This window comes from Actinacidiphila glaucinigra, from assembly GCF_035918135.1.
In the GTDB taxonomy this organism is placed as follows: Bacteria; Actinomycetota; Actinomycetes; order Streptomycetales; family Streptomycetaceae; genus Actinacidiphila; species Actinacidiphila glaucinigra.
This window is the reverse complement of sequence record NZ_CP109144.1, coordinates 407,048-425,590: the sequence shown is the minus strand read 5'-3', so window position 1 is coordinate 425,590 and position 18,543 is coordinate 407,048. Positions and strand designations below refer to the sequence as shown.

Annotated in this window: 6 protein-coding genes; 2 read left to right on the top strand and 4 right to left on the bottom strand. The window is 71.3% G+C overall.

All coding sequences use genetic code 11. From position 1 onward, the window contains the following. Positions 1 to 617: 617 nt before the first annotated feature. Entirely contained in the window at positions 618 to 5,417 is a 4,800-nt protein-coding gene (locus OIE69_RS01870) for a non-ribosomal peptide synthetase (RefSeq protein WP_326570169.1), read from the top strand. 136 nt (positions 5,418 to 5,553) lie between these two features. On the opposite strand, the gene OIE69_RS01865 is transcribed toward OIE69_RS01870, so the two are convergent. From OIE69_RS01865 to OIE69_RS01850, 4 genes are all read right to left on the bottom strand, one after another. After that, positions 5,554 to 6,333: a thioesterase II family protein gene (locus OIE69_RS01865; RefSeq protein ID WP_326570168.1), complete on the bottom strand. Its 780-nt coding sequence runs from the start codon at positions 6,331 to 6,333 to the stop codon at positions 5,554 to 5,556. 18 nt (positions 6,334 to 6,351) lie between these two features. Then, complete coding sequence (locus OIE69_RS01860) at positions 6,352 to 6,588, bottom strand: MbtH family protein (RefSeq protein ID WP_326570167.1); 237 nt, start codon at positions 6,586 to 6,588, stop codon at positions 6,352 to 6,354. 63 nt (positions 6,589 to 6,651) lie between these two features. After that, positions 6,652 to 8,205: a B12-binding domain-containing radical SAM protein gene (locus OIE69_RS01855; protein WP_326570166.1), complete on the bottom strand. Its 1,554-nt coding sequence runs from the start codon at positions 8,203 to 8,205 to the stop codon at positions 6,652 to 6,654. A 226-nt stretch (positions 8,206 to 8,431) separates the two neighbouring features. Beyond that, positions 8,432 to 11,536: an amino acid adenylation domain-containing protein gene (locus tag OIE69_RS01850; protein ID WP_326570165.1), complete on the bottom strand. Its 3,105-nt coding sequence runs from the start codon at positions 11,534 to 11,536 to the stop codon at positions 8,432 to 8,434. A 637-nt stretch (positions 11,537 to 12,173) separates the two neighbouring features. Here OIE69_RS01850 and OIE69_RS01845 point away from each other — a divergent pair. After that, positions 12,174 to 18,500, top strand: a complete 6,327-nt coding sequence (locus tag OIE69_RS01845; protein WP_326570164.1) for a non-ribosomal peptide synthetase — start codon at positions 12,174 to 12,176, stop codon at positions 18,498 to 18,500. Positions 18,501 to 18,543 lie beyond the last annotated feature (43 nt).

The window sequence follows — 18,543 nt, the reverse complement described above, 5'->3', positions numbered from 1 at the left end:
GGGCATAGCCTCATTGCCGGACGCGGGCCCGTGCCCGTGTCGCGTATCTCCCTCGCTCCAGGAGGAACGACATCCATGTGTCTCTACGTGTACGGCGAAGACCCCGAGCCCGCTGAATCGGACCCGGCTGGGCTTTTCTTCGTCCCCGCCCAGTCGGGTTCCGGCGGCTGCGCGCCCCGCTACTTCCCACGGGGCCGGGCGGACGCCGATGGGGCGGTGCTCGCCAACGACCGGGAGGCAGCCGTCGGCCAACTGGAGTTGCCGAAATCCCGCAGTCGTACATGATGCCGTCTCCTCGCTGTTACGGCCGGCGGATGGCCACTGCGCGCCGATGCCTTTGTGGCGGAGGATGCTCCCGGGATGCATACGGGTCCCTGGCGTCGTCTTGATTTCGATTCCCGTCGCCGGCCGCCGAACGGTGTTACAGTTCGGATCCGTTGAAGGATAAGCGCCTGGAAATGGGGTACGTGTGGCAGAGGTTGTCCCAGCCCTCCGTACTGCGTGAATCCACTCCACTGCGTGCGCCTCGAAATGTGCTTACGACCCGTGTTGAGCTGGAGAGTTGCAGCGGTACTGCGCTGAGGCATGCTCCATGCGCACGGTGAACAGTGAGCGCGATGAGAACTTATCTTCATGTGAATGCGTCATGTGTGCACGAGGCTTTCGAGCAGCAAGCGCGGAGAACTCCGGACCGCCCCGCGGTGGTGGTCGGCGATACCAGATTCGGCTATGCGGAAATCGATCGCCTGGCGAATGGAATCGCCAGGCGATTGCATTCCTCGGGGGTGCGCGACGGTGACCGGGTCGGTCTGTGCGTCCAGCGGGACAAGTGGTTGATCCCGGCAATCCTTGGGGTGATGAAGGCCGGCGCCGCTTACGTACCCCTGGATCCGGCCTATCCCGAGGAGCGCATCAGGTTCATCGCCGAGGACGCCTCGCTCTCGGCGGTCCTCACCTCGGCGGACACGAATCACGCTGTGCCGGCCACCGTCACGTCCGTGCCCGTCGACGACGTACAACCCGCCGACAGCCTCGGTCTGGAGACCGATCCGCACAGCCCCGCGTACGTCATGTACACATCGGGTTCCACCGGCACGCCGAAGGGCGTGGTCGTGGAGCACCGCAATCTCCACACCCTGATCCGCTGGTACGCGGACTACCTCTCCGCGGACGAACTCCGCGGCATGCTGGCGGCGACGTCGGTGTGCTTCGACCCGTCGACCGTCGAGATCTGCGCCCCGCTGGTGGCCGGGGGCACCGTCATCCTGGCGGAGAACCTGTTCGCCGTGTCCGCGCTCCCGGCCCGCTCCGAGGTCACCGTGCTCATCGCCGCGGCGTCCGCCCTGTCGGCGCTGATGCGCGACACCCTGCCTCCGAGCGTGCGAACCGTCATCACGGGCGGCGAGTTGGTCACTCGTGCCCTGTGCGACCGGGTCTACGCCCACCCCCAGGTCCGGCGTGTGCTCAACGGCTACGGCCCCACCGAGTGCACCGTGGCCTGCACCATGGAGGAGGTGGACCGGCACGGCACCGGTAACCCCTCGATCGGGCAGCCGATCGCCGGAGCCGAACTGTCCGTCCGGTCTCCGGACGGTGCGATCCTGGCCGAAGGGGAGACCGGCGAGCTGTGGATCGCCGGGCCGTGTGTGTCCCGTGGATACCTCAACCGTCCCCAACTGACCGCCGAGCGGTTCGGCTCCTTCGGGTACCGCACGGGCGACCTGGTGCGACGCCTGGGGGACACCTACTACTTCGTCGGACGGGCTGACGAGCAGGTTAAGGTCGGCGGCGTCCGGCTGGAACCGGGCGAGGTCGAGGCCGTGCTCGCCGACCACCCCGGTGTCCGGCACGCCGTCGTCCTGGCCACCGGGGACCGGCTCGTCGGATACGCCGAGTCGGACTCGGCAACCGAAGGGGAGTTGCGCGCCTGGCTGACCGCCCGGCTGCCGCAGTACGCCGTCCCCTGGCGGATCGCCGTGCTGCCCCGCCTCCCCGTCCACCCCACGGGCAAGGTCGACCGCGGGGCCCTGCCCGTCATCAGGGCGGGCCGTCGGCCGGACGCCCCGTACACGGCCCCACGCGACGACACCGAGCAGCTCATCGCGGACGTCATCGCCGAGGTCCTGGGCATCGACCAGGTCGGAGTCGACGATCGCTTCGCCGACCTCGGCGGACACTCGCTGGCCGCCGCCCGCGTCGTCAGCGAGCTCGGACGTCGCCGCAGGACACCGGTGCCGCTCGCGACCTTCCTGAACCATCCCACCGCGGCCTCGCTCGCGCGCGCCATGGACACCCTGGCCGCCGAACCGCCACTGCGCCGCACGCCCGGCCTGTCCCGCCACCCGCTCACCGCCATGCAACGGGAGTTCTGGCTGCTGCGCCAGCTCGCCCCGGACGCCCCCGTCACCACTCTGACGATGCGCATCGGCGTGGGGGGCCCGGTGAGTGGACCGGCCGTACGCCAGGCGCTGGACGCCATCGTGCGCCGCCATGAGGTGCTGCGCAGCACCGTCCGGTTCGACACCGAGCCGTACATGGTGCCAGGTCCGCCGGTGCCCGTCCCGGTCACCGAGGCCGACCTGCGCGCACTGCCCGCCGACGAGCAGCAGCGGCGTCTCGACGCGCTGCACCGGGACACGGCGGGACACACCTTCGACCTCGGCACCGAAACCCCGCTGCTGCGCGCATCGTTCGCCCACACCGCCGACGACGCGGGGGAACTGTCCGTGGCCGTCGACCACATGGCCTTCGACGGCGCCTCCGTGCCGGTCTTCCTCAGCGAACTCTTGGGAGAGCTCGCCGGACACCCGGTGGACGAACTTCCCCTCCAGATGGGCGACATCGCCCTCCATGAACAGGAACTCGACGCCGATCGCCCGCGCCACGAGCGGCTGGACGCGTACTGGCGGACTGCCCTGGAGGGAGCCGTCATACCCGACGACCTGCCCGGGAGCGACCAGGCACCGGGGTGGGCCACCGAGCGCGTGACCGTCACCCTGGAACAGCCACTGCTGGCCCGCCTGGGCCGCTTCGCGGCCGAGACCGGGACGACCCCGTTCGCCGGCTACCTGGCCGCCCTGGGACTCGTGACCGGCGGCCTCAGCGGACACGACGACGTCGTGATCGGCGCGGCCGCCGCCCGCCGCCACCGGACCGGAACCGAGCGCCTGCTGGGCCCCTTGGTGGACACGCTGCCGCTGCGGGTGCGCCTCGACGGAGAGCTGACCTTCCGCGACTTGGCCGGGCATTGCGCCACGACGACCGTCGCGGCCCTCGCCCACCAGGAACTCCCCTCCCGCGAGCTGATCGACCACCTGCCCGCCCACCGGGCGAACGGTGCGTCGCGCACTCCGGTCGTCATCACCATGCTGCCGCTCGACGAACCCGCGACGCTGTCCAGCGGCCCCTTCCGCCTCGAGCTGCGCTCGGACCGGGGGAGCGGCGCCGCGGCCAACGAACTCTCGGTCTTCGTCTCGCGGACGGCGACCCGGGCCGAGCTCCAGATCGAGTACGCCACCAGGCGATTCACGCGGACGGATGCGGAGGCCTTCGCCGAGCGCATGCTCAGGACCCTGCGGACCGGCCTGGCCCAGCCCGATCTGCCGCTCGCCGGACTCGAACTGGTCAGCCCGCAGGAACGTGGCGCCTTGCTGGCTCTCGCCGCGGGACCCGCGCTGCCCGAGTCCGTGCCGGCGACCGTGCTGGACACCGTGCTCGCCGCGGCCGCCACCCGGCCGGAGTCGGTCGCGGTGACCGGGCCCGAGGGTTCCCTCACCTACGCCGAACTCCAGGCCTGGTCGGACCGGGTGGCCTCAGGGCTGCTCGACGCCGGGATCGGCCCTGGTGACGTCGTCGGAGTGAGCGTGCCCCGGGATCACTTCCTCCCCGCGGCCCTGCTGGCGGTGTGGCGGGCCGGGGCGGCCTATCTGCCGCTGGACGCCGACTACCCGGCAGAGCGGCTGGCTCAGCTCGCCGCCGACGGCGGCGCCCGGGTGGTACTGGTGCGCGGACCGGTTCCGCCCGCACTGCCGACCTCGCTGGACGCCGACGAGTTGGCCGCGCAAGCTGTCCCGCGCGCCCTGCCCGGGGCACGCCCCGAGGGGCTGGCCTACGTCCTGTACACCTCGGGGTCGAGCGGCCGGCCGAAGGGTGTCGAGGTGACGCACGCCAACCTGGCCGCCTTCGTCGCGGGATTCGTTGTTACGCCCGGCATCGGTCCGGCCGACTCGATGGCCGCGGTGGCTCCCCTCTCCTTCGACGTCTCGGTCGAAGAGATCTGGGCGCCGCTGGCGGTCGGGGGCCGCTGCGTCATCGTCGAACGGGCCTGCGCGACGGACGGGTACGCCCTGGCCGAGCGGATCACCGCCAGCGGCGTCACCGTGCTGCACCTGACGCCCACGTCGATGCGCATGCTGCTTGCCGCGGACTGGCCGGGCCACCCGGAGATGCGCGTCCTCACCGGCGGCGAGGTACTGGACCCGCAGCTCGCGCTTGACCTGCTGGGCAGGGTCGCTCACCTGTGGAACTCCTACGGGCCGACCGAGACGACCGTCACCGCCACCGTGCACCGGGTGGCCGGGACGGACGACCCGGTCCCGATCGGCCGTCCGGTGGCGGGCGCGCGCTGTTACGTGGTGGATCCGCTCGGCCGATTGGTACCGCCGGGAGTGGTCGGCGAGTTGTGGGTGGCAGGGAGCGGGGTGGCGCGTGGATACCGGAACCTGGCCTCGGGGGCGTTCACGGCCGACCCCTTCGTGCCCGGCGAACGGTGTTACCGCACGGGTGACCGGGCCCGTCGGCGGAGCGACGGGGCGCTGGAGTTTCACGGCCGACGCGACAGTCAGGTGAAGGTGCGCGGTTACCGCATCGAGCCGGGCGAGATCGAGGCCGCGCTACGAGCCGACGCGCAGGTGGACGACGCAGCGGTGACGGTCTCCGGTTCGGGCGGCGACGCCCACCTGGTCGGCTATCTGGTGCCCGACAGCGTCGACGCCACGGCCGTCCAGGCACGGCTTCGCCTGCGACTGCCCGAGCACATGGTCCCCGGCCGGTGGGTGAGAATGCCGGCGCTGCCCGTCCTGACCAGTGGCAAGGTCGACCGTGCGGCACTCCCGCATCCGACGGAGGCCTCCGGGCGCTCGCAGGTGCCGCCCGGCGGAGAGGCCGAACAACTCGTCGCCGACGTGTGGGCCGCGGTGCTGGGCGTTTCCTCCGTCTGGCAGGGAGACGACTTCTTCGCCCTGGGCGGTCACTCTCTCGCCGCCACCCGTGTCGCGGGACGGCTGCGGGAAGCCCTGGACCTCCCGGTGGCGGTGAAGTTGCTGTTCGACCACCCCGTCCTCGCCGACTTCGCGGCCGCCCTCGAGGTGCTGCTGCTCGATGACGCGAGCGGCGCGACCCAGGACACCGGCGTCTGACCCGGTCGTACGGTGCGGTCCGGCGACGGGATCGCACCGCACGTTCGTGGCAGTTCGCACATGACGGCTCCCGGTCCGGCACGGCCGGACCGGGAGCCGAAGCGTGTTCAGGCGCGCCACTGCGATGCGGGGGAAGTCACGGGTGAAAGGGCGCTCGACGACCGAGAAGATCAGCGACAAGACCGGGAGCATGGTCCTTGAGGTAGAAATGGCCGCCGTCGAAGGACCGCATGGCGAAGGTGGAGCTCGTCGCGTCGGCCCAGGCGGCTACGGAAGCCGCATCCACATCCCTGTCCGCGCGGCCGTAATAGGCGACCATCGGAACGTCGAGCGGGGCCGTCGTGGAGAATCCCGCCCGGTAGCGTCCGATGAGGTGGTAGTCCGCGCGGATCGACGGGATCAGCAGTTTCCAGAGCTCCTGATCCGCGAGGGCGTTCGCGTCCGCACCCCCGAGCTCTGCTACTTCTTCACGGATCTCCGCGTCGGTCATGGTGAGCGGGTCCCGTGAACCCGAACTCCGACCGGGTGCCGCGGAGCCCGAGACGAACAGATCCGTCAGCCGGCTGCTACCGGCGGACTGCAGGCGAAGCGCCACCTCGTATGCGACGGACGCTCCCATGCTGTGACCGAAGAACACGAGAGGTACGTCGCCCGACGCCAGGCATGCCCGCGCCACCGGGTTCGCCAGATCCGCCATGGACGCGGGTGGGGGATCGAGAAACCGGTCCTCACGACCGGGATACCGGACGGCGGCAAGGTCCATGTCGTCGGGGACCAGGTCCGCCCAGTCCCGGAAGAAGCTCGCGGCACCACCGGCATGGGGAAAGCAGATCAGCCGGGCACGGGGCTTCGTTGAGCGCTTGATCACCCGGAACCAGTTTCCGGCGACTGCTTCGCTGTCTGTGTTTGTGGTCATCTCGACGAGGTACCGCTTCTACTCTTTCCCGTGAACCGGCACTGAGCTCTTCTCCATGGCCGCGACCAGACTCCTGGGGCGCATGTCCGTCCAGGAGCGCTCGACATGGTCGAGGCAATCCTGACGCGGTGCCTCTCCGAAGGTGATCTCCCACCCCTCGGGGACGTCGGCGCGCACCGGCCAGAGGGAGTGCTGGCCCTCCTCATTGGAGAGTACGAAGTAGTGTGCGGTCGGGTCTTCGAAGGGATTCGTCACGGCTGGTCCAGTGCTGTCGTCGGTTGGTTGTGGGCTGCAAGCGCCGACCGAGGGCGGTCGGGGTCAGCGGAGCTCGCTGAAGATCTCGTGCAGCAGGCGGCGTTCGTACGTCTCCTCGTGGTCCACCCCGCCCAGCATGTAACCGCCGAACTTGACGTTGGCGCCTGCGTTGTCCAAGGCGATGACCCCCCGCCCGAGATCGGCCAGCGCCGCTTCGACGTCGGCCAGCTCCACCTCGGTGTTCTCCCGGATGTAGAGCTCCGAGAGTTTCCTGATGGGCAGCAGCTCGCCATGCCATTCCCTGACGCTCGCGTGCTGGTTGAAGGCGTCACGGTACATGCGGGATCCGGGGATGATCGCCGGCGCGGCGACGGATATCGTCGTGATGGATCCCGCATAGGCCTCCGCTATGGAGAGCCAGTTGTCCACTTCCTCTTTGAGCTGCCGCAAAGTGGTGCCCGGGAGACCGAGGATCCCCGAGAGGTACATCTTGTAGTCGAGGCTCTGCGCCAGCTCCAAGGCCTCGATCACCCTGTCGGGTCCCTTGTTGATGCCCTTCGAGTTGCCCTTCAGCAACTTCGGGTCGAAGGCCTCGATACCGACGTTCCAGGTCTTCACGAATCCCTTGCAGAGCTCCGCCGCCTGCAGGAACTCGTAGACCAGGCCGTAGGCGAGCATGAACCGCTGCCCCCGGAGGATCTCCGACCCGGCGCAGGCCTCGGCCAGCTCGTCGAGGAATGAAGAACTCCCGCCCCACTGCGCCTTCGACATCCCCAACGTGGAGTCGCCCGCCGCGTAGACGTTCGACCTCAGCTGGCCGACCAGTACTTCCAGTGTGGAGACTGCCGCGCTGACGTCCGTCGTCTTCGGCGTCAGCCCCTGGATCGAGCAGTGCAGGCACCGGCGTGTGGGGCGCCGGCCCCAGTTGCAGCCGCCGTCCAGCGGCAGGGTGACCATGCGTTTCAAGTCGTAGTGCGACGCGTACCAGACTTTGAACGCGTCGTCGTAGTGCTCCTTCAGCTGGTCCTCGATGAGCCGGTAGTCGGGGAGCATCCGCCCCGACAGGGGATACGTGGGAGCCGGCTGGTTGTGGATCTCCCCGGTTCCGTCCCGGTACGCCAGCGACGGAATCCGGGAGAGGTCGATCCTCCCCTCGAGCCACGACAGCAGTCCCATCATGGTGAACGGGCCGTTGTTCCCCGTGCAGACGAAGTCCACGATCTTCGAACCGTACGTGCCCGAGAGGACCTCGCGATGCAGGATCCCGGGGTGGTCGTTGCCGAAGACGATCACGGCGTCGGGATTCACCCGTTTGATCTCGGCGGCGACGATGTACGCCCACATCGCGGTCGAGGAGTAGACGGTGAACGCCGCCATGTCGGGCGGATCCGCCTGGATCCTCGCCCGCACGACATCCCAGTCGAGATGGCTCATGTCCAGGTACTGCCAGTCCAGATGGGGGAAGCACGCGTTCTGGTAGGTGATCATCTCGACCAGCGCGGAATGCGGGTAGACCGTGCCCTCGTTCGCGTAGCGGGACTGGTCCCCCGCCTCGTCGATGAGGGCTCCTCCGCCGGAGTGGCTGCCGCGATGGGCGGACGTGAGAGGAAGCCCCACGTACCAGATCGTCTGAATCCTCTTCGCCTGCGGCCCTGAAGCCGGCTCGTCGACCGGATAGGACCAGATGTATCGGGAATCAGTGGCGGAGACCTGCTCCTCCACCGGTTCAAGGCTCATCATGACGGTCCCTCACTTTTCCGTAACACCAAACCGGTGCTCACACTGCCGGGCCGCACCGTTGGTCCGCCCGGTGGCGGCTGCCCGAACGGGCGGCCGGACATTCTCAAATGGACGTGCTGCGGCGCTGTGCCGGTGTCCGCAGCCGCGGCGCCAGAGCGGCGACGGTCGGCGCTTCGAAGAGATCGCGGACACCGAGATCCGCGTCCAGCTGGGCGCGGATCGCGGCGACCAGCCTCGCGGCGAGCAGCGAGTGGCCGCCCAGGTCGAAGAAGCCGTCGTCGATCCCGATCCGGTCGATTCCGAGGGCCTCCGCGAACAGCTCGCACAGCGCCTTCTCGTCGCGCGACCGCGGGGTGCGGAGGACGCCGTCTCCTCCGGCCTCCGGCGCGGGCAGCGCCGCGCGGTCCAGCTTGCCGTTGACGGTCAGGGGCAGCCGCTCCAGGTACACCACGGCCGCGGGCACCATGTAGTCGGGCAGCCGCTCACGCAGGTGGGCCCGGAGGAGGGGGGTCTCCTGTGCGCCGTGGCGTGCCGCCATGGGGCTGTTGGTGTAGACGGCCGGTTCCGCGATGGGGACGGTCGGCTCGTACGCCTGGAGGATCCCGTCCACGCGGGAGAAGACGATGTCCATCTGGTCGACGGCCGTCGACGAGGGAGCGACCGCCACCCGGTAGCCGAGTTCCGCTCCGAGTGCGTACACCGCCTCCGGATCGACCCCGTGCGGTGCTTCCGCCAGCAGGCCGTGGATCTCGGCGAGGTCCGCTCCGTGGTCGAAGGCCCGGACGGCCGCGGCTTCCTGGGCTGTCCGTCGGTTCGGCACGCCGGTCACCCTCAACCACTCGGGGCGCTGCTCGCGCAGCTGGGTGGCGAGTCGGGCCGCGGACGCCACGTCCTCGGGCCAGCGCAGCCGGACGGGGTCCGGAGCGGCACGGGTGACCGGTGTGCCCGCCTTGTGCAGCACGGCGTCGTAGCGGTACCGGGTCATCTCGTTGTGGTGGCGGCCGCGGCGCACCTGGACGTCCACCGCGCCCACCGTCGGCTCCCGCCGTGCGAAGGCGTGGAAGAAGTCCGGGGCGACGAGCAGTTCGGCCTCCAGGGCCAGGGCACGTTCGGCGGCCTGCCGCAGCCTTGTCCGGTCGTCCCGTGCGGACGCGCGACGCAGGACGACGGCGCCGGAGAAGCAGCGCAGGGACCTGGCGTCGCGGACGTCGCCAGCGAAGAGGGCTCCACCTGGACGGAGCAGGTTCCAGGCCTTGCTCAGCACGTCGAGCAGGTAGTCGCCGTCGGGGAAGTACTGCAGGACGGAGTTGAGCACCACCACGTCGAAGTGCCCGGCCGGCAGGTTGCCGATGTCGTGGGCCGCGCGGTGGCTGAGCTGGACGCGCCCGTCCAGCTCGGGCCGTTCGGCCGTCTCGCGGCGCAGGGTGTCGACCGCCTGCAGGGAGATGTCGGTTCCCCAGTACTCCTCGCATCCGGGAGTCAGCTGCGACAGCAGCAGACCGGTACCCACGCCGATCTCCAGGACGCGACGGGGGCGAAGTTCCCGGATGCGCCGCACCGTTGCGTCGCGCCATTCCCGCATGTGGGGGAGGGGCAGGGCAGCGCCGTCGGCATAGGTGTCGTGCCAGCCGGTGAAGTCCTCGCCGAAGGCGGCCTCGCGCGTCGTTTCGGCGCCCGCGTACTGGGAGTCGAAGACCTTCGCCCAGTCCTCGACGTGCGCCGTGGTGTCGGCGGGTGCCCGCACCCGGCGGCGGGGGACGACGTAGGCGACCAGGCGCCGATCGCCGGGGGTGTCCTCGCGGACGACGACCGCGGCCTGGTGCACGACCGGGTGGGCCTCCAGCGCCGCCGCGATCTCACCGGGTTCGACGCGGAAACCGCGGATCTTCACCTGTTCGTCCGCGCGACCGAGGAACTCCAGGTCGCCCTGGTGGGTACGGCGGACCACGTCGCCGCTGCGGTACATGCGGGTGCCAGGCGGCCCGAAGGGATCGGCGACGAAGCGCGCGGCGGTCAGGGGCGGTTGGCCCAGGTACCCACGCACCACCCCCGGCCCGGCGACGTAGAGTTCCCCGGCGGCACCGTCGGGGACCGGGCGCAGCGCCTCGTCCAGGATGTAGGTGGACAGGTCGGCGATGCCGGTGCCGATCCGGCTCGGGGCGCCGGCGACGGCGTCGTCGCGGGTGAGTGCCGTGACGGTGGCGTGGACGGTGGTCTCGGTGATCCCGTACATGTTGATCAGGACGGGGGCGTCGTCGCCATGCCGTTCGTACCAGGGCGCCAGCCTGGCGAAGTCGAGCGCCTCACCCGCGAGCACCACGGTGCGCAGGACGAGCGGACTGCCCGTCGAGGGACGGTCCTGGTCGGCCCGCATCAGCGGGTAGAAGGCGGAGGGTGTCTGGCTCAGGACCGTGACCCGCTCGTCGGCCAGCAGTTCGAGGAAGCGTTCGGGAGCGCGGCTGACGTCGTAGGAGACCACGACCAGGCGTCCGCCGTGCAGCAGCGCACCCCACATCTCCCAGACCGACACGTCGAACGCGTAGGAGTGGAAGAGCGTCCACACGTCGCGCTCGGAGAAGCGGAAGAAGGCGGCGGTGCGGGTGAACAGGCGGACGACGTTGTGGTGGGACGCGACCACGCCCTTGGGCCGGCCCGTGGAGCCGGAGGTGTAAATGACGTACGCGGCCGCGTGCGCGGTGAGCGGGCCGTGGCGGTCCGCCGCGGTAGGCGCGGTCACCGGACCGTGCGCCAGGTCCGCCCTGGTCCCCGGGTCGTGGAGGACCATGGGCGGGACGTCGCTGCGCAGTGCGATCGGTTCGAGGCTGAGCAGCAGCACCGGGCGTGCGTCCCGGAGGGTGCGCTCCAGGCGTTCCCGAGGGTGGTCCAGGTCCAGCGGCAGATAGGCGGCGCCCGACTTGAGGACCGCGAGGACGGCCACCACGAGGTCGATCGAGCGCGGAAGGGCCAGGGCGACGACCCGTTCGGGACCGGCACCCCGCCGGATGAGCGCGTGGGCCAGGCGGTTTGCACGCTCGTCGAGGGTGGCGTAGTCGAGGTGCTCGGTGCCATAGGTGACAGCCGTCCGGTCGGAGTGCAGCCGTACCTGTGCCTCGAACAGATCCGCCAAGGTGGCGTCGTTCCTCGCGGGCGCGCGGTCCGACTCCTGCCGGTGGCGTACCGACGTGCGGTCCGACCCGGTCGTCGTCATCGCGCATCCCCATTCTCGTCGTTCATCCAGTGGACTGCGGTTCCGGGCCGTTCCGGTCAGGCGGAGTTACTCCGCCGGACGCGGTAGGGGCCGTTGACTTCGGGGCAGCGGCTCGTGGGTGAGAACCGTCGGCCCGTTCACTACTTCGTCGGGGGCCCGCTGATATCCGTTACGGCGGCCGGGCCGCAAAACAGGGCGACCGGCCGCGTGGGTTTTGCAGTCGCAAGGGAAAACGCGGCCGCCAATTCTCACGCATTTCCCCGGCGGGTGTCCGTCGCGCGGCATCTTCGGTGTCCGGCGCTGCGGCCAGGCCGAACTGTAGCACCCCGGAAAGCGGCGAAATCCATTACCAGCCCGGCTGGATGCACTCTCACTTTTCCGAGGTCCCGACATCGGCACCACCCTGGCCCGGTCCATCGCGGCACCCTGTGGCGGCTGTGCGTGAAATTCGCGTCAAGGGCAGCCTGATAACCGTCATGGACGCGTTAAAGCCTCATTTGACGGTTCCTCAAGGGATCTAGGCTGCCGTCGCCGCTGGTCGTTGCCGAGTGGATGAAATCCGCCCGCGTCGTGCGCGTGAGGGGGAATGCGTCCCGTTCTCGACGAGCAGGCCGAACGACCTCAAGGAACGGAAACGATGAACACCACAGGCGACGGGCCGCACGCACTGCTGAAGGCGCGTTTCGCGGCCGCTCGGGAGGCCTTGGCGCTGGAAACCGTCCTGCCCGCGGACACCGGTCGGCAAGGCCCTGTCCCGCTGTCGGCCGTGCAGCGCAGGCTGTGGTTCCTCGCGCAGCTGGAACCGGACAGTCCGGCGTACAACGTGCCTCTGGTACTGCGCCTGACCGGGCAGTTGGACGAGGAAGCTCTGCTGGGTGCCCTCCGGGACCTGGCGGAGCGGCACCGGGTGCTGCGCGGCGTCATCGATCCGGACGGGGACCAGCCGCTCGTACGTACCTGCCCGGCTGACGAGGTGCCGGTGTCCGTCGAGGACGTGGACGAGGAGGACCTTGACGCGGCGCTGGCCGAGGAGACCGGTCGCCCGTTCCGGCTCACCGCCGAACCGCCGATGCGGGCCGTGGTGTTCCGGTTGCCCGGCTACTGGATGCTCACGGTGACGCTGCATCACATCGCCACCGACGGATGGTCGCAGCGTCTGCTCCTCGCGGACCTGGGCTCCCTGTACGCCGTCCGGTGCGGTGACGGCGAGCCACCGGCGCCGGCACCGCAGTACGCGGACGTGCTGCCAGAGGGGGCCGAGGGCGCCGAGGAACCGGCCGACCTCGACTGGTGGGCCGGGTACCTCGCCGGCCTGCCGCCCGTGCTGAACGTGCCCACCGACCGGCCGCGGACCTCGGAGTCGGCCTGGCCGGGCGGCGCGACGCCGGTGGCGGTGCCGCCCGCGACGGCGACTCGGCTGCGTGCTCTTGCCGCGGAGTCGGGTGCCTCCCCGTTCATGGTGGTCGTGGCCGCCTGGCAGGCCCTGCTCGGACGGCTCGCGGACACCGACGACGTCGCGGTGGGCGTTCCCCACGCGGGGCGGCACACCGAGGCGAGCGAGGCGGTCGTCGGCTGCTTTCTGGACACGATCGTGGTGCGCACCGACCTCACGGGAGATCCGACCGGACGTGATCTGATCGCCCGGGCGCGGGCCGGCGCACTGGACGCGTTCAGTCACTCCCGCACTCCGTTCGAGCGCGTCGTGGAACGGCTCCGGCCGCAGCGGACCCTGTCGGCGACGCCGGTGTTCCAGGTGCTGCTCAACCTGTACGACGAGGTGGCGCCGCCCGCCCTGCCCGGCGTGCGGGCCGAGTGGCGGCTGGTCCAGCCGACCACGGCCAAATTCGACCTCAGCATGGAACTGGCCGACGGCGGTCCCGGCTCCGGGCTGAACGGCCGACTCGAATACCGCCGCGACCTGTTCGACCCGGGCACCGCGGAGAAGCTGGTGCGGTGGTTCCTCGCCCTGTTGGACGGGATGACCGGCGACCCGGGACGTCCGGTCGCCGCGATACCCATGGAACCGGCGGTGGGCCCCGCGTTCGCGGGCCCGACCGCGGAACCGTCCACGGTGCCGGTGCACGCGCGGTTCGAACGGTGGGCGGACGAGCGCCCCGACACGATCGCCGTGACCGGTCCCGACGGCTCCCTCACCTACGGCGAGCTGGATGCGCGCGCCAACCGGCTGGCGCACCGCCTGATCGCGCTGGGCGTGGGCCCGGACCAGCCGGTCGGCATCCTGCTGGACCCCGGAACCGACTTCGCCACGGCCGTGCTCGGCATCCTCAAAGCGGGTGGCGCCTACCTGCCGATGGACAAGGCTTACCCCGCCGCCCGCATCGGCGCCATGCTGCGCACCTCCGGCGCCCGGCTGGTCGTGACGGCGGGCGAACCCGCCGACCGCGTCCGCGGCATCGCGGACGTCGTCGAACCGGGCTCCGCCCACGACGTCTGGCCCGGCTCGCGGCCGGCCGTGGAGGTCGGACCGGACCACCTGGCCCATGTCGTCTTCACCTCCGGATCGACCGGGGCACCCAAGGGCGTCGCCGTGACGCACGGCAACCTCGCTCACTGCGTCACCGGTCTGACCGCCCGTATGCCCCACGTGGCGGGTGGATCCTTCGCGATCGTGTCCACGGTCGCCGCCGACCTCGGCCTCACCTGCCTGTACGGGGCCTGGCTCACCGGCGGCACCCTCCACCTGCCGGACCGGGAGACGGCCACCGACCCGCGGGCCTTCGCCGCGTACCTGACTCGGCACCGGGTGGACGTGGTCAAGCTCGTACCGAGCCACCTGACGATGCTCGCCCGCCACGGAGACCTCGCCGGTGTCCTGCCCGCGAAGCTGCTGATCCTCGGCGGGGAGGGCTGTCCGTGGTCCCTGGTGGAGGATGTGCGCCGACTGCGGCCGGACCTCGCCGTCCACACCCACTACGGGCCCACCGAGGCGACCATGATGTCGCTGGTCTGTGACGTGGACGAGGTCCCCGAGGAGGCGCGCACCGGGCTGGTGCCGCTGGGCCGCCCGCTGCCCAATGTCACCGGCCTGGTCGTGGATCGTGCGGGCCGGCCTCGGCCGGCGGGTGTCCCCGGTGAACTGCTGCTCGGCGGGCCGGGCGTGTCCCGCGGCTACGTGGGACGGCCGGATCTGACCGCTGAACGATTCGTGGACGGCCCGGACGGCGGGCGCCGGTACCGCACCGGCGACCTCGTCCGGCTCCGCGACGGCGGCGTGGTGGAGTTCCTCGGCCGCACCGACGACCAGGTCAAGGTCCGCGGCTACCGGGTCGAACCCGGCGAGGTGACCGCCGCGTTGCGGGCGCTGCCCGAGGTGGCCGACGCCGTCGTGCTGCCCGAAGGCGACGGCGACCAGCGGCGGCTGGCCTGCTGGGTCGTGCCCGCTCCCGGGCACATGCCCGGGGCGGACGCGATCCGCTCTCGGCTGCGTGAGTCGCTGCCCGACCACATGGTGCCGGACGCGATCGTCGTGGTGACCCGCATCCCGCTCACCCCCAACGGGAAACCCGACCGCGCGGCCCTGCGGGAGGCGCCGAGGCCCGTCCAGGACGAGGCGGCCCCGACGGCGCCGGGCACTCCCGCCGAGCAGGCGGTGGCCGAGGTGTGGCAGGTGCTTCTCGGCCTGCCCCGGGTCGGCGCGACGGACGACTTCTTCGCGCTCGGCGGTCACTCCTTCGCGGCCACCCGGATGGTGGGCATGCTGGCCCAAGCCACTGGCTGCAGGCTGCCGGTGCGCGTCGTCTTCGAGCGCCCGGTGCTGCGCGACCTGGCGGCGGAGCTGGAAGGCCGCACGGTGGGGACGGCGGTGTCCGGGCCCGTTCCGAGGCGCCCGGATCCTGCCGCGCCGGTGCGGCTGTCGCCCGCGCAGGAACGACTGTGGTTCCTGTGGCGCCTGCGTCCCGACAGCGACGCATACAACACCAGCGTGGCGCTGCGGTTGAACGGCTCGTTCGATGTGGCGGCCCTGTGTGACTCGGTGCGTGACCTCGGCGGCCGCCACGAGGGGCTGCGCATGGTCGTGACCGAGGGTGAGGCAGGGCCGCTGGCCGTGTCGGTCGACCCCGACACCATCGCGGTGTCCGTGGCGGAGACCGGGGAGGACGGTGTCGGCGCCGCGGTGCGGGCCGAGGTCTCACGGCCGTTCGCCCTGGACCGCGAACCACCCTTCCGGGCCCTGGTGTTGCGCATCTCGGCGGCGGAACATGTCCTCGTGTTGACGGTGCACCACATAGCCGTCGACGCCTGGTCCTGGACGGCGATCCTGGACGATCTCTCGGCGCTGTACCAGGCGCGGCGCGGCAACGGCCCGGCTCCGGAGCCGCTCGGCGCCCAGTACATGGATGTGGCCGAATGGCTGCGCGCCCGGCAGGGCGGCGGAGCGTCGGACGAGCACCTGGACTGGTGGGCAGCGCAACTGGGCGGGCTGTCCCCGCTCACCCTGCCGATGGACCGGCCGCGGGGACCGGCGGCCGGCTGGGCGGCCGCGGTCGAACCGCTGGCGCTCTCCGCGGGTCTGGCCGCGCGGCTCCGGGGCGTCGCGGCAGAGCTGGACTGCACCCCGTTCATGGTGCTGCTCACCGCCTGGCAGGCGCTGCTGGCCCGGCTTGCCGGGACCGAGGACGTACCGGTCGGCGTGCCGGTGTCCGGGCGCACCCACCCGGGCACCGAGCACATGGTGGGCTGCTTCGCGAACACGCTGGTGCTGCGCGGTGACCTGTCCGGCGATCCCACGGTCAGGGAGGCACTGCTGCGGACCCGGGCCCGGGTGCTGGCAGCCCTCGACCACGCCGATACGCCCTTCGAGGAGGTCGTGCACAGACTGCATCCGGAGCGAGACCCGGACTCCACTCCGCTGTTCCAGGCCATGCTCAACGTCATCGACCTGCCTTCCCCCACGAACAGGTTCGCCGACGTGGCCGCGACGCGGCTCGACACACCGCGGACAGCGGCGCAGGCCGACCTGTCGCTCGCTCTCGTCGACGACGGCACCGGGTTCGCGGGCACGCTGACCTACCGGACCGGTCTGTTCGACCAGGCCACCGTGCGGCGCTGGGCTCGCTGGTTCGTCGCCCTGCTCGACGCGGCGCTCGGCGCGACGGACCGGCCGATCCTCGCGCTCGACCCGCTGTCCGCCGGGGAACGCGCGGAACTGCGCTCGGCGGCGACCGGCCCGTCTCTGCCGCAGGAGCGGCCCTCCACGGTCGTCGCCGCCGTGCTCGAGCAGGCGCGCCGAAGGCCGGACGCGGTCGCGGTGCTCGCCGCCGACGGTGCGGTGGGCTACGACGAACTGGCCCAGTGGTCCGGCCGGGTGGCGTCCGCCCTGGCGGCGCACGGTGTTCGGCCGGGTGAACCGGTCGGGGTCTGCCTCCCACGGGGTCGGCTGCTGCCCGGAACCCTGCTCGCCGTGCTGCGGGCGGGGGCGGCGTACCTGCCGCTGGACCCCGACCACCCGTCCGCCCGGCTGGCCCAGCTGACCGCGGACGCGGGGGTGCGCGTGGTCGTCGCCGGTGGCACGGCTCTCGCCGCGGCCCGTGCCGTGCCGGGGGTCACCGTGATCGACGTGGACGAGGCCGAGAAGGGGGCGGCCCTGGCCGCCGAGCTGCCGGAACCGGATGCGCAGCAGACGGCGTACGTCCTGTTCACCTCCGGCTCGACCGGCCGGCCGAAGGGTGTGGAGGTGACCCACGCGAACCTCGCCGCCTTCGTCGCCGCCCTCTCGGCGAGTCCTGGGATGACGGAGGACGACGTCACCCTCGGCGTGGTGCCGTTCACCTTCGACGTGTTCGGCTACGAACTGTGGGTGACGCTGGCCTCAGGCGCCCGGCTGGCGCTCGCGGACCGTGACACCGCGGCGGACGGCCACGCGCTGGCCGACTGGATCGAGCAGACCGGCGTGACCGTCGCGACGGCGACGCCGACCGCGCTGCGCATCCTGATGGCGGCCGACTGGCCCCGTCGGCCCGCGCTCCGGGTGATCAGCATCGGCGAAGTGCTCGACCCGGCGCTGGCCCGGGGACTCGCCGGGAGCGTCGGTGAGTTGTGGAACGCCTACGGGCCCACCGAGACCACGATCTACTCGACCATCGCCCGGGTCGACCAGCCGGTCGCAGACGGTCCGGTGCCGGTCGGCGGTCCGATCGCCGGCACCCGGGTGCACGTCGTGGACCGGCGGGGGCGACTCACGCTCCCCGGTGTGACCGGCGAACTGTGGATCGCCGGCGTGGGCGTGGCCCGCGGCTACCTCGGCGGGTCCGGGCTCACCGAGGAGCGGTTCGTCACCGGTCCGGACGGCGAGCGGTGCTACCGGACAGGTGACCTCGCCCGGTGGCACGGCCGCACACTGGAGTACCTGGGCCGAACGGACGACCAGGTCAAGGTGAGCGGACACCGCATCGAACCGGGTGAGATCGAGGCCGTGCTGCGCCGCCACCCGGAGGTCGCCGACGCCGTCGTCACGGTGGTGGGCCCGGTCGGCGAGCAGCAGTTGGTCGGCTACGTCGTCACCCGTCACGGTGGCCGCCGGACCGAGCCCTTCGAGGCCCATCTGGGTGCCACGCTGCCCGAGTACATGGTCCCCCGCCGGTGGGTCGTCCTCGATGCGTTCCCCACCACGGCGAACGGAAAGGTCGACCGCGCCGCGCTGCCGGCGCCCGGCGCGGCAGGGCCGACGGCCGCGGCCTCCATGTCGGCGATGCAACAGCTCGTGGCGAGGATCTGGGCCGAAGTGCTCCACGTGGACGAGATCGGCCCCGAGGGCGACTTCTTCGCGCTGGGCGGCACGTCGCTGTCCGCGACCCGGATGCTGGGGCGGCTGCGCGACGCGCTGGGCCAGCGGGTGCCGGTGCGGACCCTCTTCGACCGGCGGGTGCTCGCGGACTTCGCCGACGAAGTGGAGCGGACGATGCTCGAGCACCTCGCTGACGAGCAGGGCGACGGACCGGCATGACGGATCTTGCGAGAGCCGTGTGCCGGCTCAGAACGATCCTGAA